This is a genomic window from Lutibacter sp. (assembly GCF_041562875.1).
In the GTDB taxonomy this organism is placed as follows: Bacteria; Bacteroidota; Bacteroidia; order Flavobacteriales; family Flavobacteriaceae; genus Lutibacter.
Genome location: NZ_JBFFOE010000045.1, coordinates 1 through 22639, shown reverse-complemented (window position 1 = coordinate 22639; position 22639 = coordinate 1). Strand labels below are relative to the sequence as shown.

18 protein-coding genes are annotated in these 22639 nt (G+C 28.8%); 4 read left to right on the top strand and 14 right to left on the bottom strand.

What is annotated here, in order from left to right; translation table 11 throughout:
* Positions 1-787 (top strand): sterol desaturase family protein (locus ABY863_RS08090; RefSeq protein ID WP_372793757.1); only part of this gene is annotated, 787 nt, incomplete at its 5' end.
* Positions 788-826: 39 nt separating this feature from the next.
* On the opposite strand, the gene ABY863_RS08085 is transcribed toward ABY863_RS08090, so the two are convergent.
* The 9 genes from ABY863_RS08085 to ABY863_RS08045 form a co-directional block, all read right to left on the bottom strand.
* Entirely contained in the window at positions 827-1507 is a 681-nt protein-coding gene (locus tag ABY863_RS08085) for a metal-dependent hydrolase (protein ID WP_372793756.1), read from the bottom strand.
* A 111-nt stretch (positions 1508-1618) separates the two neighbouring features.
* Positions 1619-3889 carry a TonB-dependent receptor domain-containing protein gene (locus tag ABY863_RS08080; RefSeq protein ID WP_372793755.1) on the bottom strand — a complete coding sequence of 757 codons (2271 nt, stop codon included), beginning with the start codon at positions 3887-3889 and terminating at the stop codon, positions 1619-1621.
* 202 nt (positions 3890-4091) lie between these two features.
* Positions 4092-4475 carry a hypothetical protein gene (locus ABY863_RS08075; RefSeq protein WP_372793754.1) on the bottom strand — a complete coding sequence of 128 codons (384 nt, stop codon included), beginning with the start codon at positions 4473-4475 and terminating at the stop codon, positions 4092-4094.
* A 65-nt stretch (positions 4476-4540) separates the two neighbouring features.
* A complete protein-coding gene (locus ABY863_RS08070) occupies positions 4541-5443 on the bottom strand; it encodes a 1,4-dihydroxy-2-naphthoate polyprenyltransferase (protein WP_372793753.1) in 903 nt (300 codons plus the stop codon).
* A gap of 45 nt (positions 5444-5488) precedes the next feature.
* The gene (locus ABY863_RS08065) at positions 5489-6268 is read right to left on the bottom strand and encodes a (Fe-S)-binding protein (protein WP_372793752.1); all 780 of its coding nucleotides are present in this window, start codon (positions 6266-6268) and stop codon (positions 5489-5491) included.
* A gap of 21 nt (positions 6269-6289) precedes the next feature.
* Complete coding sequence (locus ABY863_RS08060) at positions 6290-6736, bottom strand: phosphoheptose isomerase (RefSeq protein WP_372793751.1); 447 nt, start codon at positions 6734-6736, stop codon at positions 6290-6292.
* Between the two features lie 34 nt (positions 6737-6770).
* Positions 6771-8072 carry a 4Fe-4S dicluster domain-containing protein gene (locus ABY863_RS08055; RefSeq protein ID WP_372793750.1) on the bottom strand — a complete coding sequence of 434 codons (1302 nt, stop codon included), beginning with the start codon at positions 8070-8072 and terminating at the stop codon, positions 6771-6773.
* Positions 8073-8118: 46 nt separating this feature from the next.
* The gene (locus tag ABY863_RS08050) at positions 8119-9078 is read right to left on the bottom strand and encodes an MlaD family protein (protein WP_372793749.1); all 960 of its coding nucleotides are present in this window, start codon (positions 9076-9078) and stop codon (positions 8119-8121) included.
* Positions 9079-9127: 49 nt separating this feature from the next.
* A complete protein-coding gene (locus ABY863_RS08045) occupies positions 9128-10315 on the bottom strand; it encodes an N-acetylmuramoyl-L-alanine amidase (RefSeq protein WP_372793748.1) in 1188 nt (395 codons plus the stop codon).
* A 198-nt stretch (positions 10316-10513) separates the two neighbouring features.
* Here ABY863_RS08045 and ABY863_RS08040 point away from each other — a divergent pair, with 198 nt between their 5' ends.
* Together ABY863_RS08040 and ABY863_RS08035 are read left to right on the top strand one after the other, a co-directional pair.
* Entirely contained in the window at positions 10514-13150 is a 2637-nt protein-coding gene (locus ABY863_RS08040; protein WP_372793747.1) for a putative LPS assembly protein LptD, read from the top strand.
* Between the two features lie 13 nt (positions 13151-13163).
* Positions 13164-13544 carry a RidA family protein gene (locus ABY863_RS08035; RefSeq protein WP_372793746.1) on the top strand — a complete coding sequence of 127 codons (381 nt, stop codon included), beginning with the start codon at positions 13164-13166 and terminating at the stop codon, positions 13542-13544.
* 5 nt (positions 13545-13549) lie between these two features.
* Here ABY863_RS08035 and ABY863_RS08030 read toward each other — a convergent pair whose 3' ends face one another.
* From ABY863_RS08030 to ABY863_RS08010, 5 genes are read right to left on the bottom strand one after another with little or no spacing between them, the layout of a single operon-like run.
* The gene (locus ABY863_RS08030) at positions 13550-13912 is read right to left on the bottom strand and encodes a methylglyoxal synthase (RefSeq protein WP_372793745.1); all 363 of its coding nucleotides are present in this window, start codon (positions 13910-13912) and stop codon (positions 13550-13552) included.
* Positions 13913-13921: 9 nt separating this feature from the next.
* Positions 13922-14917 (bottom strand): type I glyceraldehyde-3-phosphate dehydrogenase, encoded by a 996-nt coding sequence (gene gap, locus ABY863_RS08025; protein WP_372793744.1) that lies wholly within the window; start codon positions 14915-14917, stop codon positions 13922-13924.
* Positions 14918-14951: 34 nt separating this feature from the next.
* Entirely contained in the window at positions 14952-15938 is a 987-nt protein-coding gene (pfkA, locus tag ABY863_RS08020) for a 6-phosphofructokinase (RefSeq protein WP_372793743.1), read from the bottom strand.
* A gap of 46 nt (positions 15939-15984) precedes the next feature.
* Complete coding sequence (locus ABY863_RS08015; protein WP_372793742.1) at positions 15985-16887, bottom strand: NDP-sugar synthase; 903 nt, start codon at positions 16885-16887, stop codon at positions 15985-15987.
* The gene (locus ABY863_RS08010) at positions 16880-21310 is read right to left on the bottom strand and encodes a translocation/assembly module TamB domain-containing protein (protein ID WP_372793741.1); all 4431 of its coding nucleotides are present in this window, start codon (positions 21308-21310) and stop codon (positions 16880-16882) included. The genes ABY863_RS08015 and ABY863_RS08010 overlap by 8 nt, the downstream gene beginning before the upstream one ends.
* Positions 21311-21418: 108 nt before the next feature.
* Here ABY863_RS08010 and tsaD point away from each other — a divergent pair, with 108 nt between their 5' ends.
* Positions 21419-22453, top strand: coding sequence for a tRNA (adenosine(37)-N6)-threonylcarbamoyltransferase complex transferase subunit TsaD (gene tsaD / locus ABY863_RS08005; RefSeq protein WP_372793740.1), 1035 nt, complete (start codon positions 21419-21421; stop codon positions 22451-22453).
* Positions 22454-22639: the final 186 nt, after the last annotated feature.

The window sequence follows — 22639 nt, the reverse complement described above, 5'->3', positions numbered from 1 at the left end:
TTTAAAAGACACTATTGCTTCTTTATTAATGGGTATTGGCAGTGTTTTAATTGATTTGACAAGCAAAATATTGGTGGTATTTGTTATTACATTCATATATGATAATTTTAGAGTTACAACTATTCCTTTTGTTTGGTGGGCTTGGTTATTAGTTTTTGTTGGTCAGGATTTTTTTTATTATTGGTTTCATAGAGTTAGTCACGAAAGTCGATTTTTTTGGGCTTCACATATCGTTCATCACTCATCTCAAAAATATAATTTAAGTACAGCTCTTAGACAAACTTGGACCGGCGGATTTTTTAGTTTTGTTTTTTATCTTATTTTACCTCTTTTAGGGTTTCACCCAATAATGATTTTTACACAAATGAGCATAAGTTTACTATACCAATATTGGATTCATACTGAATTGATACATAAAATGCCTAAATGGTTTGAAGTTATTTTTAACACACCCTCACATCATAGAGTTCATCATGGTTCAAATCCATTATATTTAGACAGAAATCATGCGGGTATTCTTATAATTTGGGATCGGTTATTTGGCACTTTTCAACCAGAATTAGTTGAAGAAAAAGTTGTTTATGGATTAACAACGAACATAAATACGTTTAACCCTTTAAAAATTGCTTTCCACGAATGGATTGCCGTTTTTAAAGATGCTATTATAGCTAAAACTTCATTCATAAATAAATTAAGATACTTTATGAAACCTCCTGGATGGAAACATGATGGGACTGGTTTGCTATCAAATGATTTAAGAAAAGAATGGTTGAAAGAAAATTCTTAATTTTCTTTCAACCATTCTTTTAAAGTTAAAACAATATAATTACAACTTCATATTATCTCCAACAGGCAATAAATATAATTCTTTTTTAGCCTTTGCAAATTTTTCAAAAGCTTCTTTATGATTAATTTTTATATAGCCAAAAGTATCAAAATGATAACCTAACACTTTGCTACAACTTAAAAATTTACTTGCTTTTATTGCTTCATCTATTCCCATCGTAAAATTATCACCAACGGGTAAAATTGCCAAATCAAGTTCTCCAATAAAATCAGGAATCAATTTCATATCGTAAGTTAAAGCTGTATCACCAGCAATGTATATTCTATGGTGGCTTGTTTCTATTACAAAACCTCCAGGTTGCCCACCATAACTTCCGTCAGGAAACGAACTAGAATGAATGGCATTTGTAAAATGCACGGTTCCAAAATCAAAAGTCCATTTCCCTCCAATATTCATTGGATGACCTTCAATTCCTTTGGTTTCAAAATAAGTAACAATTTCATAATTAGAAATTACTTTTGCTCCAGTACGTTTTGCTATTGCTTCAACATCTAAAATATGATCCTCATGTGCATGCGTTACTAAAATATAATCTGCTTGTAGTGTATTTATATCTATTCCTTTTGCTAATTCATTACCAGAAATAAAAGGATCTATTAGTAATGTTTTGTCTTTTGTTTCAATACTTATGCATGCGTGCCCTAAATAAGTTATTTTCATATTTGTTATTGTTTTAGTTGGTTTACTGCAATTTACTAAAATTAATTCAAAAAAAAACCACGAAAAATTAATTTTCGTGGTTAACAAACAAATATAAAATTGAATCTAAAACTAAAATTTATACTTAATATAGGTTGTAAAATTTCTTCCTGGTTCATAAATTTTTCCAGAAAGGATATTAGAATTACTATATGAAAAATTTAAATGCTCATAGTACGTTTTATCAAATATATTTAACAACGCTGCACCAATTGAAAGTCCTTTATATGGCTCAAATCCAACACGTAAATCTAAGGTTCCAAAACCTGGAGTATCTTGTTCCATATAGGAAGCTGCAATTCTACTTTGATTGGCTACCAAACGTGAACTTAAAGCAATCCAAAAATTATCTTCTTCATATTTTGCTCCTAAATTTGCCATAAATGGAGGAATATGAGCTAATGGTTCATTAAAATCCTTATTTTCAGCCTGTGTATAAGAAAGATCTGAAGTAAATGTTAATTTATTTGTTGCTTTGTAATTAAATGAAAATTCTACACCTGTTTGAAAAGCTTTATCAATATTTATAAATTGTTTAGCAACAACAGGAGGCGTAGTTGGCATAAATTTTCTTGGAATATCTTCGTTTACAACAGGTAAAATATAATCTGTTAAGAAAGAATAAAAAACAGTTGCTCCAATTTCAATTGTCTCAAAATTTTTGATGAAAGATAGTTCAATCTGAGTATTTACTTCCGGTTTTAAATTTGGATTCCCTACATACTCATATGGATCTACACCAACATTAAAATGATTTATATAACGCTCAATCATTGAAGCAGTTCTAACTCCTCTTCCTATTGCTAATTGTGTTTGAAATCCTTCCTTTTGGTATTTAGCTGATACATTTGCACTTACATTCACTTCAGTTTTATCGGTTATTTCGCCGCCATATAAAGCTTCAAAATCTTCAGCAGGATCATTAATAGCTGTTGAAATAAAATCTGATCTAACACCCGTTGTTAATGTAGTATAATCAGCTACTTTAAATTTTCCTTCAGCAAAAATACCTATATCATTTAAAGTAGCATCTTGCCAAATTTTATCTGTAAATGTCATTGGATTTGGCAAAGTCATTCCATTCATCACTTTTACAATTCTGGTTCTATCTCCTTCTCTACTAATTAAATTGGCATCAACTCCTGCAAAAATTTTCGAATTATCTGAAGGTCTTAGTACCAATTCTGCCTTACCACCATAAGTCCAAACTTCTACAGGAGAACTTGAATCTGTCATCATAAAATTTGGTCTTCCTTCATTAGTCATTAAATGATCTACATAGGAATGAAAAACTTTTGCTGAAAAACTTTCAACTTTTTCTGATATTTCTTTCCACTTATAATCAAAACCTATTAAAAAACTATCATCATAAGGTGAATCCATTGGTAAACCTGCATGTTTAATATCTCGCCCAAAAGATTGTCTCCAACTTAATTGTAATCGTTGATTTTCTGTTGGATTTAATCCTACTTTTAATGAATAATCTGTAGTTTTAAATGATGAAGGAACTTCAGTTCCATCTCCATCTTTATAATCTCCAAAATCTCTGTAAGAACCATTAAAAAGGATATCGAATTTTTTATTTACATATAACATTGAAGCTCCTGTAACAAAATTATCTCCATTTGTTTCGTATCCACCTTCAAGACTTCCATGAAATCCTAATTGGCCTTTTGTTGGATTTTTTGAAACTAAATTAATAATACCTCCAAAATTTTGTCCAAAACGAACAGTAAATGGACCTTTTACAATTTCAATTTTCTCAATTTCTTCAGGAATCATGTGTGTTGTAATTGGGTCCATTCTATTTGGACAAGCATTTAACACTTTCATGCCGCCATCATATTGAATGTTTAATTGTTCATATTTAAATGAGCGAAAAACTGGTTCTGATGCATAAGCTCCCTTTTTTGTAATTCCAAAACCTTTAATGTCTTTAAATAAATGTCCAACACTACGTGGTTGACTTATTCTTTTTGAAGCATCATTAATTACAATTGATTGTGAAATATCTTGCAATGGATTTGCCGATACAATTATTTCATTTAATTCAATTTGTGATAACTGTAATTTTATAATTAGTGGGTTTTCAACCTTAACAATAATTGTGTTATAACTTATGTGTGAAATTTCTATTTTATCACCTTCATTAGCTTCTATAGAGAATTCTCCTTTGTTATTAGAAACTGAAAAAAGGTTGTTTTTTAAAACTTTGATTGCGGCATTTTCGATGGGATCATTTGACTTTCCATCAATAATTTTCCCGCTTAATTTTACCGATTGAGCATACGAAACTGTAGCAATTAGCAGTACTAAACAAATTAGTAGTATATATTTTTTCATTTGATTTTATTCTATTTTTATTATAAATTATTTGTAGTAACAAATTGAAATATTGTTACAAATACATAAACTTATTATATTAAATAAGTTTAATATTATTACGTTTTATATATCTACGCGAATATTTACTTAAATAAGTGTACACACATTTTTATACAATACTAATTTCGTATTGTATACCATATAAAAAAGTAATACTATATTAAGATTTTAATTGAGGTGGTTTTAATAAGGAATTATAATAGGTTTGTGTAGTGTTTTTATGAACAAATAATTGCTCAAGGTTTAATTCTTCATTATCTTTTAATTGATATGAGTATTGATCTAATGGAGAAACTGGGTATTTATCAAAATCAATTTGAGGAATTGTAGATTTGTGGTTGTGATCTGAATGATTTGTTTTTTTTAATTGCTTTTCTAAATAGCACTTTCCATTACATTCCAAATAGGGTTTATCTCTATTTTCACATAGTACATTAGCTATATAATCATAATTAGCATAATACTCCATAATTGGCATTAATGGACGAACCATTGCCAATAAATAAAGCAGGTAAAAAAATATGCCTAAAAATTGATTTTTCACAAATTAAGATTGATAAAAGACAAAGATATCCTTTAATTTTAAATTAAAAATGACATTTGTTAAAATTATTTAGCCAAAAGTAATCCAATTCCAAATAATACAGAAAACAAAAAAGTACTTAACGCTAATTTTTTTAATTCTGGATCTAATAATTTTGGTGTTTTGCTTTTATAAACAACAATAAAATTTTTAAATACTGGTAAATAAGCAAATAAAAACAAAAATTGAATAGGTGATTTAAAATGAATGACATTATATAATAACGCAAATAAAAATGAAGAAATTAGTAAATAATAGTGATAATATTTAGCAAATTCACTCCCTATTTTAACTACTAAAGTTCTTTTCCCAGACTTAATATCTGATTCCATATCACGCATATTATTCAAGTTCAAAACACCTATACTTAAAAACCCCACTGAAAAGGCAGGTAGAAAAATAGAATAATTTAATTGTTTTGTATATAAATAATAACTTCCACAAACACTTAAAAGTCCAAAAAACATAAACACAAATAAATCTCCAAAACCACTATAACCATAAGCTTTTTTACCCATTGTATATTTAATAGCTGCTGCTATACTCACAATTCCTAATATAAAAAAGATAAATAAATTTTTGAAATCATCTTTACCAAAAGATATATATATAAGCAGTAATGCTAGAATTAATGTTAAACCAATTGAAATTTTAATTGCATTCAGCATTTGTTTTGGAGTGATAGCACCACTTTGAATTGCTCTTGTTGGACCAACTCTTTCATTATTATCAGTTCCTTTAACTCCATCTCCATAATCATTCGCAAAGTTTGATATAATTTGAAAACCTATGGTAGTTAATAAAGCTAATGCACAAACTAACCAATTAAAAAAACCTTGAGAAGCTGCAATAAAACTTCCAACAATAATTCCTGAAACAGAAAGTGGTAAAGTTCTTAAACGTGCAGCTTCAATATAATTTTTAATCATAAATTTTAATAAAATGAATCTAAAAATAATGAATGTAATTCAATATTATAAATTATTAGCTTTCGCAATAAGTTCTGCAATATCTAATACTTCAATGTCATCTTCTTTGTTAGTTATTTTCACACCATCTGTCATCATTGTATTACAAAACGGACAACCTGTAGCAATAATATCAGGCTTCACTTCAATAGCTTGTTCTGTACGTTCTACATTAATTTCTTTCGTTCCTTTTTCAGCGTCTTTAAACATTTGAGCACCACCAGCACCACAACATAAACCATTTGATTTACAATGTTTCATTTCAACCAATTCAGCATCTAATTGTTTAATTAACTCTCTTGGAGCTTCGTAAATATTATTAGACCGCCCTAAATAGCAAGGGTCATGAAATGTAATTTTTTTACCATTAAATTCTCCACCTTCAATAGTAATTTTACCTTCATCTACCAGTGTTTTTAACAATTCAGTATGATGTAACACTTCATAGATACCTCCTAATTCTGGGTATTCATTTTTTAGGGTATTGAAGCAATGAGGACAAGCTGTAACAATTTTTTTTACTTCATACCCATTTAATATATCAATATTTGCCATTGCCTGCATTTGAAACAAAAACTCGTTACCAGCTCTTTTAGCAGGGTCACCAGAACAACTTTCTTCAGTACCCAAAACAGCAAAGTCAACATTTGCTTTATTTAAGATTTTCACAAATGCCTTTGTGATTTTTTTAGCCCTGTCATCAAAGCTTCCTGCACAACCTACCCAAAATAATACTTCTGGTTGTTTTCCTTGTGCCATCATTTCTGCCATTGTTGGTACGTTCATTCTAAAAATATTTTAGTTATATTATTCGTGTTGACCGTCGTCAAAAACTTCAATAGTTACATCTTTTTCTATTAAATCGGTAAATTTACCTCTATACCGAGTTGCTTTCACTAAATGATTATCAATCCAGTGATAATTTCCACCTCTAGGTTTACCCATTAATAAACTATGGTATTTAAATCCATGTTTTTTTAACCATATTTCAGTATATGCTCTGTGTTCTTCAGTTCTTGAAGTAAAAAAACAAATAAGATGTCCTTCATCAAACCATTTATTTAAAGTGATAAGAGCATCAGGATATACTTTCGCTGTTAACATGCGTTCAGGTTCTTCATTTGGGATATCGTCACAAACAGTTCCGTCTATATCAATTAAATAATTCTTTATTCCCTCAGGTAAAATAGGGCTAATGTGCAATCCTGCTTCAACCTTTTCATGCAATAGTTTTTCTACATCTTCTTTATTCATTTTTTGATCTTTTTAATTTGTAGTAATTATAGTATTATTCGTTTTTCCAATTTAATCTGTCCATTTGATTGTATTGCCAAGGAGCTCCATTGTTTTCAATGTTTGTCATCATCATATTTAACTCTTGTGGTGCAGCTGATTGCTCCATCACTAAATATCTTCGCATATCAATAATAATGGATAATGGATCAATGTTTACAGGACATTCTTCAACACAAGCATTGCAACTTGTACATGCCCACAATTCTTCAGGTGATATATAATCATTTAATAATTGTTTCCCATCATCTACAAACTTGCCATTTTTATCAATATTTGCTCCAACTTCTTCCAATCTATCACGAGTTTTCATCATAATTGCCCGTGGTGATAATTCTTTTCCTGTTTGGTTTGCTGGACAAGATGAAGTACATCGTCCGCACTCTGTACATGTGTATGCATTCATTAATTGCACCCAGTTTAAATCTGTAACATCACTTGCTCCAAATTTCTCAGAAACTTGGCTCTCAGCACCTTCTGGTGCAGCCGCAAACGGATCTATGTTAGGATCCATCATTAATTTCACTTCATTTGTTACCGCTTCTAAATTGTTTAATTTTCCTTTAACATTTAAATTAGCATAGAATGTGTTTGGGAAAGCCAATAATATATGAAGATGTTTAGAAAAGTATAAATAATTTAAAAATATCAAAATACCAGTAATATGAATCCACCAAACAGTTCGTTCAATAATATGTAAAGTTTCATTACTAAAATCGAAGATTGGAACTAAAAATTGGCTTATAAGATTTCCAGAATTCATATCTTGAAAATGAACATCTGTTGCATTCATTATTAAAAATAATGACATTAAAACCATTTCAAAATACAGAATGTTAAGAGCATCATTTTTTGGAAATCCTTTCATTTCTTTATTCCAAAAACGAGGAATTCTTAGAATCATTCTTCGAATCCAAAAAATGATTACAGATATAAGAACCATAAATGCAATTACTTCAAAAGAACCAATTAAAAAGTTATAAAAACCTCCTAGAAAAGATAAAACTCTATGAGTACCAAAAAGACCATCTATTATAATTTCAATAACTTCAATGTTTACAATAATAAAACCAACATACACTATAATATGTAAAACTCCTGCTATCGGTCTTTTTACCATTTTTGATTGCCCTAAAGCTATCATCGCCATATTTCTCCAACGTGCCTTAGAATTATCAGTTCTATCAATATCTTTTCCTAGCTTTATATTTCTGGATAGTTTTTTAATATTTTTTACAAAAAAACCAATTCCTATAACTAATAGAATTGCAAATGCTACATTGTCAATATAATCCATACAAATTATTTAATGATGACTCTAATTATTTTTACTTAAACTAAGGCTACTCCTTTAATTCTTCTTCTGGTTTATACCCTTTATCTTTTTTTCCAAAAACTGAAAAATGGACAAAACGTTTAGGGTTTAACTTCATTTCACGTAATAATTCTTCTAATTCTTTTGAAGAATTTGTTAAATTATGATACATTTCTTCATCGTTCAATAATTTCCCCAAAGTACCCTCACCGGCTTCAACACCCGCCAAAATTTTATTTAAATTATTAACAGTAGCTTCCAAATTTTTAATGGTTAATCCTAAATTAGCTTTTACCAATGTATCTGAAAGTTTAGCTAGGTTACTGGTCATTAATTCAGCGTTTTCCAAAGTATTCCCTAATTTAATTTCATTGTCTTTAACCAATTTATCTACTGATTCAGAAATATTTTTAAAATTTAACATTGTTTCATTTAATTGTTGAATGCTAGACTTTAAATTATTTCTACTTTTAGTATTTAAAACATCCGTTAAACCAGTCATTAATGAATCTGCACTCACAATTACGTTTTCAACTTTTGCTTGTAAGGGATTTAATTTTTCAGTTACTGAAGAAAATATATCTGATTCTATCTCTCCTTGTAAAAAATCTCCTGGTTTTGCCATTTCTCCTTCATAAGAAGGCACAATGGCTAAAGACTTTCCACCCATTAAACTTGTACTGTATATTTTTGCGATACTATTTTTTGAGAATTCAAAATCTGTTTCAACACTAAACTCAACAATTAACTGACCTCTTTTTTCTGGAGCGTTATTAAAATTAATACTGATTACTTTTCCTACATCAACACCATTAATTGTAACAACACTTGATGTATTCAACCCCTGAACATTATTATACTCTGATAGATAGGTTTTTGAAGGAGCATCAAATAAATTAAACCCTTTCAAAAAATTAAAACCCCATATAAATAAGGCAATAACTGATACAGCAACAATCCCCGTTTTTACTTCTCTTGTAATTTTCAAAATAATACTATTTTTGAGAGCAATATTACTAATTATTTAAGCAAAAATGCTATGATTTTTTTAAAACATCATCTATAGATATTTTATTCCCATTTTTAAACGCAACAATAAAAGCGGTACTATATCCTTTTGATTTTGCTGATTTTTGGAATTCTTTTATCTTTGTATAGCTAGATGTTTCACCAATATAATATCTATATATATTTTTATCTTTAGCTCGTTCAACATTTTCTAGCCCATTAAAATTATAAGAGTGGGTTTCTAATTTTCTAGAACCTGCAGCAATTTGAACTTTAAATTGAACATTCTCATCACTATTTATATCTTTTTCGAAGGTGCTTATTTTTGGTTCACTTTCAATAACCTTTTTTTTCTCCGTTAATGTTATACTAGATTCTTTTGGCTTACTTTCTTTAACTTTATTACTTACAACTGTATTTAAAGTAAGTTGTTTAATATATTTTAAAATATCGCTATAAATTGAATTCGAAAATTTTTGCTGACCAACTTTAGAATTTAAAAAAGGACCTTCAACTTTATTTGTAAGGAAACCTGTTTCAATTAATACACTAGGCATATATGTTTGGTGTAAAACCACAAATCCAGCTTGTTTCACACCTCTATCTTTGCGTTTCAGGTCGTTTGTAAAGCCATTTTGAATGATACTTGCTAACTGAATACTTTGATCTAAATACTCTTCTTGCATTAATGTTAAACCAATAACAGACTCTGGTGAATTAGGATCAAAACCTTTATAATTAGTTTTATAATTATCTTCTAGTAAAATTACCGAATTCTCAGCTTTTGCAACTTCAAAATTTTTACTATTAGCGTGCGTTCCTAATACCCATGTTTCAGAGCCAGACGCATCAGAATTGTGTGCATTACAATGTATGGAAACAAACAAATCTGCATCTGCTTTATTGGCAATTCTTCCCCGCTCCCATAAATCTACAAAAACATCAGTTTTTCGGGTATAAACAACTTTAACATTAGGCTGCTTTTCTAATAACATACCTACTTGCAAAACAATTTCAAGTGCAATTTCTTTTTCTTTACTATTTTTATAACCAACTTTACCTGGATCTTTACCTCCATGACCTGCGTCTAATACCACAATAAAATCTTTGTTTTGGGCAAAAACAGCATCACTATTAGAAAGAAATGTAATTAGAAATACGAAAATGAAACTTAATTTCGTTGTAACTTTAAATTTGAAAAAGAGTAGTGAGTTCATCAATTATTTTAATTATTTTTGGCATTTGTTATTTGTGTGGTTCAAATATTAAGCCATACATTTACAACAATAAAATACGTGCTTGATTAATTAAAAGCTAATGTAAAAAAAGTTATGCTATCAGCACAATTTAAAAGGTTTTTTTTAAAAAATTTCATTATTAGAACATTTCATAAAAATATATATTTTTCTTTCATATTGATATTAGCTATTAGCTTTATCAACTCAACTTTATATTCCCAAGAAATTAAACAACTCTCTTTAAAAACTGAATCCACTAAATTTAGAGATACTATAAAACCAAACTTAAAAGATTCATTAAATATAAAGATAAAAGATTCTTCAAATATAAAAGATGTAGACACTATAATTAAACCTAAAGAACTTCTTGAAAGTATTATTGACCATTCAGCAGATAGCTTGATTAGACAAGATGTAAAAAACAATAAAATTATATTATTTGATAAAGCTCACATACATTATAAAGATATTGATTTAAATGCTGGTTATATTGAAATTGATAACAATATCAATTTAGTTTGGGCTAAAGGAATTAAAGATAGTTTAGGTGTTTACTCTCAACTTCCTGTATTTAAACAAGGTAATGAGGAAACTGCACAGGATTCAATTTTATTTAATTTTAAAACAGAAAAAGCCAAAATTTGGGGATTAAAGACTGAACAAAGTGGTGTTATTATATTGGGTGAAGTCACAAAAAAAGAAAACGACTCAACAATTTATGTTAGCAATATTAGGTTTACAACTTCCGACAAGAAAAATCCAGATTATTATATATCTACTAAGAAAGCCAAAATTGTTCCAAATAAAAAATTAGTGATAGGATTAAGTAATTTAGTGATACAAGATGTTCCTACACCATTATTTTTACCATTTGCTTATATACCTTTAACAAAAGGAAATGTTTCGGGATTTATTATGCCAACTTGGGGTGATACTGCCCAACAAGGTTATTTCTTACAAAATGGAGGTTACTATTTTGCTATAAATGATTATGTTGATTTAGCCGTTTTAGGTGATGTTTACACCAATGGAAGTTGGGGTTTAAGAACAGAATCTAGTTACTCTATCAGATACAAATTTAATGGAAATTTTAGTTTTAGATACGAAAATTTAAAAAATAGCATTCGAGGTTTTGATGATTTTTCTAAAACAACTAGTTACAATATAAGATGGAGTCATAGTCAAGATGCTAAAGCAAGTCCAAATTCAAGATTTTCAGCTTCTGTAAATTTAGGTAGTAGTACCTATTATAGAGAATCCTTAAATGAATTTAATACCAATTCATTTTTAAATAACACGTTAAGTTCTTCGGTTTCTTTTTACAAAAAATTTGTGGGAACGCCATTTAATTTATCACTTTCAGCAACACATTCACAAAATACCAATACTAAAATTATTACAATGTCTTTACCTTCTTTGCAAATAAATATGGATAGAATATATCCATTTACTTCAAAGTCTGGCGCAAAAACAAATGCATTACAAAAAACAGGAGTTACATACTCTTTAAAAGGAGATAATAAATTTAATACTACAGATGAATTTTTCTTCAAAAAAGAAATGTTTGAAACTGCAAAATCTGGCTTACAGCACAATGCTACTTTTAGCACAAATATGAAAATGCTAAAATATTTTACACTTTCTCCAAATGCAAATTATAAAGAAGTATGGTATTTTGATAAAATTAATAAAACATACAATGCCACAGAAAATATAGTTGTTTCTGATACTATAAATAAATTTAGTGCTTTTAGAGAATATTCGGCAGGTTTATCTTTATCTACAACTATTTATGGTATGCTTAACTTTAAAAAAGGAAGATTACAAGCAATAAGACATGTAATGAGGCCCAGTATTTCTTATGGCTATCGCCCAGATTTTAGTTCATATTATGAAGAAGTACAACAAAGTGAAGATGAAAATGATATACTTGAGTATTCTCCTTTTAGCAATGGAATTTATGGAGGGCCAAGTAAAGGACTTTCAAATAGTTTAAGTTTTACTTTAAATAATACCTTTGAAGCAAAAGTAATGTCTAAAGATTCAACAAAAGTTGAACCTGAAAAAGTTACACTAATTAATAATCTTAATTTCTCAACAAGCTACAATATGGCTGCTGACTCTTTAAAATGGAGTCCGGTTAGAATGACTGCAGGAACCGACCTATTTAATAAGAAATTAAAATTAAATTTAAATGCTACGCTAGATCCATATGCGCTTAGTCAAACTGGAAGAAGGATTAACACCTTTAATATTAACAATGGTGGTAGTTTATTCAGATTAACCAATGCTGGATTAACAATGAATTATGATTTGGCAAGCAGCAAATCGGATGGAAAGAAGGATTCCAAACAACAAAATGCTGACGCAAATAATTCGGATGGAATTTTTGGTGAAAATTTAAATAATAGTAATGATTTAGATTCTGAAAATAAATCTGATAAAAAATCCACAAAGACAACAAAACTATACAACGCCACATTTCCTTGGACTCTAAAATTAGCTTATTCATTAAATTATACCAATTCAAACCGGCAAAATGAAATTTCTTCTAATTCTTTAATGCTTTCTGGAGATATTGAATTAACTCCAAAATGGAAAGTTGGGGCATCCTCAGGTTATGATATTAAAAATCAAGGATTTAGCTATACTCAATTACGCTTTTCACGGGATTTAGATAGTTGGAAATTGAATTTTAATTGGGTGCCTTTCGGTACTAGACAAACGTATTACTTTTTTCTTGGGGTAAAATCATCCATGCTAAGTGATTTAAAGTATGATAAGAGAAAAGTTCCAGACAGAAGATTATTCTAAAAATATTTATAGTATGAAAAAAATAATTAAAACAAACAATGCTCCTGCCCCAGTTGGGCCTTATAACCAAGCTGTTTTATCAGGAAACACATTATATACTTCAGGCCAAATTGCATTAGATCCTGCAACAGGTAAGTTAGTTACTGGATCAATAGAAACTGAAACAACTCAGGTATTAGAAAACATGAAAGCCGTATTAACTGAAGCTGGAATGACTTTTGAAAATGTTGTAAAATCAACCATATTTGTTAAAAATATGAATGACTTTGCAAAAATAAATACGGTTTATGGTAGTTATTTTAATCCAGAAACTGCCCCGGCTCGTGAAACTGTAGAAGTTGGAAATTTACCTTTATTTGTAAATGTTGAAATTTCAATGATTGCAATAAAATAAAAACCTTAAATAGCTCTCACCAAAAGTTCTGCTGTAGCAGGATTTGTTGCTAAAGGCACATCATGCACATCACATAAACGCATTAACATAGCAATATCTGGCTCGTGCGGATGCATTCCTAATGGATCTCTAAAAAAGAAAACCATATCGGTTTTACCTTCAGCAACACGTGCTGCAATTTGAGCATCACCACCATAAGGTCCTGATAAAAATTTAGTCACTTTAAACCCAGCCTTTTCAGCATTTTTACCAGTTGTACCAGTTGCAACCAGATTTATATTTTTAGAAATAATTAAGGCTTTAAAATCCATTAAAAACTGAATCATTTCTGCTTTTTTACCATCGTGTGCAATAATTGCAATCTCCATATTTTATTTTTATTTTAGTGATTCTGAATATATTATCAAATCAATTAATTTTGTAGCATATCCATACTCATTATCATACCAAGAAATAATTTTATAAAAATTTTCATTCAGTTCTAAACCTGCTCCTGCATCAAAAACAGAAGTTCGTGTTTCTGATACAAAATCTTGTGAAACTACTTCATCTTCAGTATATCCTAATATTCCTTTTAATTCATTTTCAGAAGCTTTTTTCATAACTTCTTTAATTTTAGCATAAGATGTTGACTTTTCTAAACGAACTGATAAATCAACTAATGAAACATCAACAATTGGAACCCTAACTGCCATTGCTAATATTTTACCTTTTAATTCAGGCATAATTTTGGTAATAGCTTCGCCTGCACTTGTAGTAGTTGGAATCATATTATTTAAAGCAGCTCTACCTCTACGCCATTGCTTTTCTGGCCCATCAACAGTTTTCTGACTTGATGTTGCTGAATGTACTGTGGTAACAAACCCTTCAATAATTCCAAAGTTTTCATTTAAAACTTTTACTATTGGGGCTATACAATTGGTAGTACAAGAAGCATTTGAAAATATTAATTCGTCTTTTGAAAGCAACTTGTTATTAACTCCCATTACAAACATTGGAGCATCTTTTGAAGGAGCTGAAATAACCACTTTTTTAGCGCCACCTTTTAAATGTAATGCTGCTTGGTCTTTGTTAGTAAAAAACCCTGTTGATTCAATTACATAATCAACATTTATAGCATCCCATTTTATATTTTCTGGTTTTTTTTCTGAAGTAATGCGAATCGATTTTCCATTAACAATAAGTGATCCTTTTTTTACTTCAACAGTACCTTTAAATTTCCCATGGACAGAATCATATTTTAATAAATAAGCTAAATGCTCTATGTCAAGTATATCATTTATACCAACAATCTCAATGTTCTCCCTATTAATTGCCGATCTAAAAGCAATGCGTCCAATTCGTCCAAAACCGTTTATACCTATTTTAATCATGAATTTTTAATTAGAAAAGCTTTAATAAAATTTGCTAAATAGACATAATATCACTCACGCGTAATAACTCCTTATTAATTTCGTGATGCCCTTTTACAGCATTTTCTAATTCAGTAATTTCAATATTATTATTTATTAAACCTACCATTACATTTGTTTTTCCATCCAATAATAATTCAACAGCTTTTACACCTAATCTGGTAGCCAATACACGATCAAAACAACTTGGAGATCCTCCACGTTGCATATGGCCTAAAACAGACACTCTAACTTCATATTGTGGTAAGTTCTCTTCAACATAATTAGCTAATTCAAATACGCTTTTTCCAATTTTTTCACCTTCAGTAACCACCACAATACTAGATGATTTCCCAGATCGCTTACTTCTTTTTAAAGATTCTAATAAACGCTCAAGACCTAGATCTTCTTCTGGTATTAAAATTTCTTCTGCTCCAGCACCAACACCTGCATTTAAGGCAATGAAACCTGCATCTCTTCCCATTACTTCAACAAAAAACAATCTGTTATGAGAACTTGCTGTGTCTCTAATTTTATCAATTACCTCAACAACGGTATTTAATGCTGTATCATAACCAATTGTAAAATTGGTGCCAAAAATATCATTATCTATAGTTCCTGGAAGTCCAATACAAGGAAAATCATATTCACTATTAAAAACCATTCCTCCAGTAAACGTACCATCACCTCCTATTAAAACCATTGCATCAATTTCCGCATTTTTTAGTTGTTGATATGCTTTGGCTCTTCCCTCTGAAGTTCTAAATTCTTTTGACCTTGCTGATTTTAAAATAGTTCCACCTCTGTTTATGATATTACTCACATGTCTAGATGAAAGTGTTATAAAATCTCCTTCTATTAAACCTTGATAACCTCTATAAATGCCAACACATTCTACATTGTAATAGGCGCATGTTCGCACAACAGCTCTAATAGCTGCATTCATTCCTGGTGCATCACCACCTGAAGTCATTACTCCAATTTTTTTTATTATTTTTCCCATAAATTGAACCGCAAAATTAGATTTTAATTTTAGAATATTTAATAAATTACCATAAATTTTCTGGATACACTTTTGCTTCCTTTAGTTTTTGAATTTCAGAAGTTACATATTCTTTGTCTTGTTTATAAGTAACACCAAACCAACGCGCATTTGATTTTAAAACTTCCATAGTTGCAATATTGTTTACAATTAAATGATTTACAGCTAATGGAATAAAAAATTCTGCTTTTGGGTCTTTATAATTTTCTTCTAGGAAATTTTGAAATAAATATGTTGAAAGTTCAAAATATTTTGGTGTAAATCCGAAGAAATTCATAGAAACAATTGTTTCTTCAGAAATTGGAATTAAATCTCCATTTTCATCTTTAAACTTTAATCCTCCATCAACTTTTTCAATATGAGTACGTTCTGTAATTCCTGTTAAGTTTCCACTTTCATTTACCTGACATTCACCTCTTGAAACAAAACCATAATCTGAGACTGTATTTTTTAACACATATCCCATCATATTAAATTTATTTGAATTTTTATCAATCGTTTTTAATGATTCAGCCATCACTTCAAAAGCTTCTTTTCCATAAAAATCATCAGCATTTATAACTGCGAAATTTTCATTTACAGCATCTTTTACCATTAACAATGCATGACCAGTTCCCCAAGGTTTTTGTCTGTTATTATCTTTAAATTTTTCAGGAATATTCTCAATTTCTTGAAAAACATACTCAACCTCAATTTTACCCTCTAATTTTTTATTAAAAAAAGCTTTAAAATCATCTTCAATACTTTTTCTTATAATAAATACTACTTTTCCAAAGCCTGCTTGTATGGCATCATAAATTGAAAAATCTAAAATCGTATCTCCTTGTGGGCTGAATGTATCTAATTGTTTTAATCCTCCGTAACGGCTACCTACACCAGCTGCTAATACTACTAAAGTTGGGTTATTCATTTTTAGTTGTTTTTTTATTTTTAAATTCTATTAATTTATTATTTATTTTAAGTGAATCAATTGGGTTAACTACATTGGTTGAGTCTTCCAATTGTTTCTTTTTCAATCCTATTTTCTCAAGTAATTCTTTACCATTATCAAAATCTATTTGGTAGCTTAAACCAATTCCTTGCGTATACCCTTCTTCTTCTTCTGTATATTGAATTTCATTTTGACGATTAAAAACTGATGATCTTAACGTTCCTTCTTCATTCATTAAAAATTCTATATTTACCTCTCCAATAACGTTTGATTGTTGCTTAGATCCAATTGGAACACCAACTTTACCATTAATTATAATTCGATCATTCAACTGAAAATCAAGTGCAATAGCCAACTGATCGTCTATATTTAAATTATCTACTTTATGTCTTTCACCTACAGTATAAACAGGTTTTAATTTAAAACGGTTACTTCCTTGATTGAAAATATTATCAAACGCATTTGAAAGCATGTCAAAACCTGTTCCGTACAATGCTGCATTACTGTTTACACTTAAATCTGTTTCATTATAAAAACTACCTGAAGCCAGCAAAAATAAGAATTGTATTGTTTTATTATTTGCATCATTACTGTTTAATTTAAAGGCCAACTCTGAAGCAACTGTTGAGCTAGAATTTGGAATTTCAATATCAAATTCACGGTTAGAATTAAATAATTCACCTGAAAAACGGGTAATTAAATCGATTGGAATTTTTCTGTTTGCCGTAATATTTTCTAATAATGATTGTGGGTTTGCTGAAACCCTATGCACCGCTTCAATATTAATTTGGGCTGTAAATGGATCTCCGCTCCAAGAAATACTTCCTCCTTTTTTTACCGTAAAAGGTTTATTAATAAAACCACCATATTTGAAATTGTAAATACCGTTGTCTACAACAAAATCACCATACATATCAAATTTATCTTTGGTATCTAATTCTAATTGTAAGTTTCCTGTTCCGCTTCCTTGTAAATAACTTCCTGTAGCCTTATCTAAAACCATTTCAACAACAGCCTCTTTTGTAACTTCTAAATTAAAATTTAATGACAATCCTTTTAACTTTTCAGAAATAAAAGCTTTTCTCTTTTCTTCATTTTTTTCTAATTCATCTTTATTTATGAAACGAATTAATTCTGAAGTTTCAACAGTTTTTACATCGCTTATTGGAATTACAAAATGAGTTCCTTTTTTTGTTTTCCCAACAACATCAATTACCAACCTATCTGTTAAACCTCTAATGGTTGCATTACCTTCAATAAACACCGAGCCAAAATAAACTGAATTTTCTTCTTCAACAGTATTTAAGACTAATAAATTAGGTGTGTTTAAATTTAAACCAAGTCGCCAGTTGTCAAAATAAGAATGGCTTAAAGTTCCTGTTAATTTACCTTTTGTACCATATGCTGTATCTTTAATTGCTACATCTTCAAATATAAATGTTTGATCTTTTAAACTTATTATACTTGTTCCTGTAAAATCGTAGTCTACATTTATATATGGAAAATACATCCCAGCTTGATCTAAATATAAATCCCCTTCCATTGTTGGGTTACTTAGCAATCCTGTTAAATGTGCATTCCCATACACAAAACCTCTAATATTTGTAAATACATCTTCACCCAATGGGCTAAATGCATCTAATTTAAACTCTTCAAAATCTATATTTACATCTATTATTGGCTTTTTAGGTGTAAAATCTATTTCTCCAACAGCATAAAAATTTGTGTTATTATCTCTTTCTAATGAAATATTAAGTGCATAATTTTGTAATGAGTTTTTGCCCTCTACTGCTATTTTTAAATTACCTTGATATGAATTGTTAATATTAAAATTTGAAATTAAAAGATTTGCGGTTGGCTTTAATTTCTTTTCTATTTGATTATAGTTAAAAGTACCATTTATAATACCTTTTAATTTTAAACTATCAATTTCAGGAGTAATACTTGAGAGCTTTACTTCATTAAAATTAAAATGAATATCTTTTGAAATAGTATCATTAATAACGCCATAAAATTCTAATTTTTCTTTGCCTGAAGTCATCAAAAACGGGCTAATTGTATATGTTTTTGTTTTACTATCTAAAACCACTTTATTTTCAAAATTATTGGCTGGATTAATTATCCACTCATTATTTTTAAATATAACATTTGATTTTTGAACTCCAAAAACCGATTTGTTTTCCTTATTAAATGTATGGTAAAAAGATAATTTATAATCTTCCGTTTTTTCTATTCCCCCTTTAAATTCTGTTCTAAAATATAAAGTATCATTTAAAGTAATATTAACCAACTGTATATCTGAAATATTATAATTACTGGTACTTATTTTATTTATAGAAAGTTGAGTGTTAAATAAAGGGTTTTGATTGTCTATTTGCAAATTTAAATCATCTATTATGTTTTTATACGCTTCAACTTTTGGTGATTTAATAGTTAACTTAAACAAATTATCATCAGAATTTATAGCACCTCTAATTGATGAATTTGCTGATAACGTAACATCTGGATAAAAAATCTCAACAATTTTATTATGAATTTTAAATCTAAAATCTAAATATTGACCAGATGAGACTTTATGAGGTTTATAATTTGAGTAAATACTACCAATTGAGTTTTGTGCTAATTTACCTAACTCATTAAATTTAAAAATCCCTTTTACATTTCCATCAATTATTTCCGAAGAATTTACTGTTATAGTTCTAACACTATCTGCGAATGAGGATGTAACGTTAAAATCTTTAAAAAAATAATTTCCTTTTTGATTTATATATAAAGAGTTTTTAAAATCAATAGTACCAACTAAATCATCAAATGAATTTCCTTTTACTTTAATTTCAATTTCACCCTTTACATTTGAAATGCTATCTCTTTTAAAAACATTAATTGCATTTAAATCACAATAATCTATAACTGTTTTAAAATTAAATGTATAAATGTCCCTTGAAAAATCTGCCAAACCATTAAAATTCAATTTTAAATTATCATCGTTCACTTCCATTTCACCATTAAAGTGTTTGCTTTTTACAACACCGTTAATTTTTATACCCGTATAATTATATTTATTATATTCATATTTAGAAATAAGTCCTTTTACTGAAGTATTCATTTTTTCTAATGTAAATCCTTCTCCATCAACATCGCCTTCAATAGAAAATTTCCCAACTAAAGGATTGTTTGTGAATTTACCTAAATCAAAATCAATAATTTTTATATGTCCTATATAAGATGCTGCGTCAATGTTATCAATATTTGTTAATTCTAAATCTGAAATGGTCTTTCCTATAGCTGTGTTTAAAGTTAATTGAGCATTTATTAAATTTTCAGTTATATAAACATTCCCGTTTATTGTAAATCTTCCAAATTTTTCAAAAGATGATGGTAATGTTTTTCCTAAACTATTTGGAAGCAATTTTTTTAAATGGTTATAATCGGATGTTAAATTTGTTAAATTACCCTCTAATGAAAATCCATTCTCTTGATTTATAGAGTTTTTAAAATTTAAAGTTCCATCAATAATTGCATTCTCATCGCTTGTTAATTTAAGATTATGAGTTACAAAATTGTTTAATTTTCCAGTAATTTTGGTTGTAAAATGTATTTTATCATCTGTACCCAATTCACTGTAAAACTTATTTAAATCTATAAGAGATACATCAGCTTCTTTTACATCAGCTTCTATATCTACTAAATTATTAAAATCCGAAAAATCTTCTCTTACATAAGTAAATCTTATATCTGTTAAAATTGAGGAATCCTCAGTCTCTAATTGAGTGTTTAAAAAATTCATAAATGATTTTGTATAGGTAAAATCACTTGTTAAACTTTTTACTTCAATTGAATGATTTTCAATAAAACTTAGCCCTTTTATTTTTGTTGAAACATTTGGTCCTTCAATTATAAAGTCTTTAGCACCACCATTTATATTTTTAAAAAATAAAGGCTTATTTTTAGGAAAATTAAAATCTAGTACTTCAACATACCCATCTTTTAATTTCAAACCGGTTGCTGTTAATAAAAATCCTGAAGGTTTATCAGTAATAGTTCCATCATCAAACTTATCGATAAAAATTGTTAAAGCATCATCTGTTTCACCTTGATAGGTATTTATGTTTACAATAAAATTAGTCAATGCTATCTGCCCAAATTCTAATTTACTGTTCATCATATTACGATAACTAAAAATTGAAGTGGTTAAATTTTGAGCGTAAATTAAAGTATCGGCGTGGTGGTTTATAATTAAAACATCCTTTAGCTGAATGTTTCCTAAAAAAGATAAATCAACTCTTTTAACATTAATATTAACGTCAAACTCCGTATTTAAATAATTAGTTGCCGCTTTACCCAACTTAGTTTGTACTATTGGTAAAGACAAAATAATGCTTACCACTGCTGATAAAAGCAATAGTATCACTAAAATTCTAACAACTATTTTTTTAATTCGTTTGATATGAGTTAAATTTGCATTTTTATGGCAATTTTCGTGCCTTTAATTGTTATTCTATTTTATTAAATGATTAAAAATAAATCAATTTATATTCTCGGCATTGAATCGTCTTGTGATGATACAAGTGCTGCCGTTATTTGCAACGGCAAAATACTGTCAAATGTTGTTGCCAATCAAGAAATTCATGCCAAATATGGCGGTGTTGTTCCAGAATTAGCATCGCGTGCGCATCAACAAAATATAGTTCCTGTTATTGAACAAGCAATTCAACAGGCAAATATCGACAAAAAAGACTTAAATGCCATAGCTTTTACACGCGGACCTGGATTAATGGGTTCTTTATTGGTTGGAACCTCTTTTGCAAAGTCACTTTCTTTAGCATTAGATATTCCATTAATTCCAGTTAATCATATGCAGGGTCACGTTTTAGCTCATTTTATTGAAGAAGAAAATCAACAAAAACCGCCATTCCCTTTTTTATGCTTAACCATAAGTGGAGGACATACACAAATTGTAAAAATTACCAATTATTTTACAATGGAAGTAATTGGTGAAACATTAGATGATGCTGTAGGTGAAGCTTACGATAAATCTGCTAAAATTCTTGGATTACCATATCCTGGAGGTCCTTTAGTTGATAAATATGCCAAATTAGGGAATCCTAAGGCTTTTAAATTTACAAAACCAAAAGTTGATGGTTTAAACTTTAGCTTCAGTGGTTTAAAAACTGCTATTCTGTATTTTATTCAAAAAAAAATAAAAGAAAACCCAAACTTTATTGAAGAAAATTTGATTGATATTTGTGCATCTATTCAATTTACGATTGTAGAAATTTTATTTGATAAAATGAAGATGGCAGTAAAACAAACTGGCATAAATCATATTGCAATTGCAGGTGGAGTTAGCGCAAATTCAGAAATACGGAAAGTTTTAAAATCTTTTGAAACAACATTAGGTTGGACTACTTATATTCCTAAATTTGAATATACAACAGATAATGCTGGGATGATAGCCATTGTAGGGTATTTAAAATTTTTAGAAGATGATTATTCTTCAGCATCTACCTTAGCAACCGCACGCTTAAAAGTAAATGAAAAGTAAAGTTTCAACTATTGTTCTTTTTATTTATTATTATTTGCAATATTATTTGAAATAATATTGCAAATAATAATGAGCCATAAAATAGCTGACGTTCAATACAATTTATATAAAAACATAAGTGCTATTTTTAGAGGTGAAAAATAAATTTATGAAAATTCTGATGATTTAACTATAGATTTAAACTTA

Bases quoted from the DNA above. Each gene is read 5' to 3' on its own strand.
- ABY863_RS08065 (WP_372793752.1), bottom strand. From the start codon at position 6,268: ATGAACGTACCAACAATGGCAGAAATGATGGCACAAGGAAAACAACCA.
- ABY863_RS08055 (WP_372793750.1), bottom strand. From the start codon at position 8,072: ATGGATTATATTGACAATGTAGCATTTGCAATTCTATTAGTTATAGGA.
- ABY863_RS08030 (WP_372793745.1), bottom strand. From the start codon at position 13,912: ATGGAGATTGCAATTATTGCACACGATGGTAAAAAAGCAGAAATGATT.
- tsaD (WP_372793740.1), top strand. From the start codon at position 21,419: ATGATTAAAAATAAATCAATTTATATTCTCGGCATTGAATCGTCTTGT.
- ABY863_RS08015 (WP_372793742.1), bottom strand. From the start codon at position 16,887: ATGAATAACCCAACTTTAGTAGTATTAGCAGCTGGTGTAGGTAGCCGT.
- ABY863_RS08080 (WP_372793755.1), bottom strand. From the start codon at position 3,889: ATGAAAAAATATATACTACTAATTTGTTTAGTACTGCTAATTGCTACA.
- ABY863_RS08035 (WP_372793746.1), top strand. From the start codon at position 13,164: ATGAAAAAAATAATTAAAACAAACAATGCTCCTGCCCCAGTTGGGCCT.
- gap (WP_372793744.1), bottom strand. From the start codon at position 14,917: ATGATTAAAATAGGTATAAACGGTTTTGGACGAATTGGACGCATTGCT.
- ABY863_RS08045 (WP_372793748.1), bottom strand. From the start codon at position 10,315: ATGAACTCACTACTCTTTTTCAAATTTAAAGTTACAACGAAATTAAGT.
- ABY863_RS08085 (WP_372793756.1), bottom strand. From the start codon at position 1,507: ATGAAAATAACTTATTTAGGGCACGCATGCATAAGTATTGAAACAAAA.
- ABY863_RS08070 (WP_372793753.1), bottom strand. From the start codon at position 5,443: ATGATTAAAAATTATATTGAAGCTGCACGTTTAAGAACTTTACCACTT.
- ABY863_RS08060 (WP_372793751.1), bottom strand. From the start codon at position 6,736: ATGAATAAAGAAGATGTAGAAAAACTATTGCATGAAAAGGTTGAAGCA.
- pfkA (WP_372793743.1), bottom strand. From the start codon at position 15,938: ATGGGAAAAATAATAAAAAAAATTGGAGTAATGACTTCAGGTGGTGAT.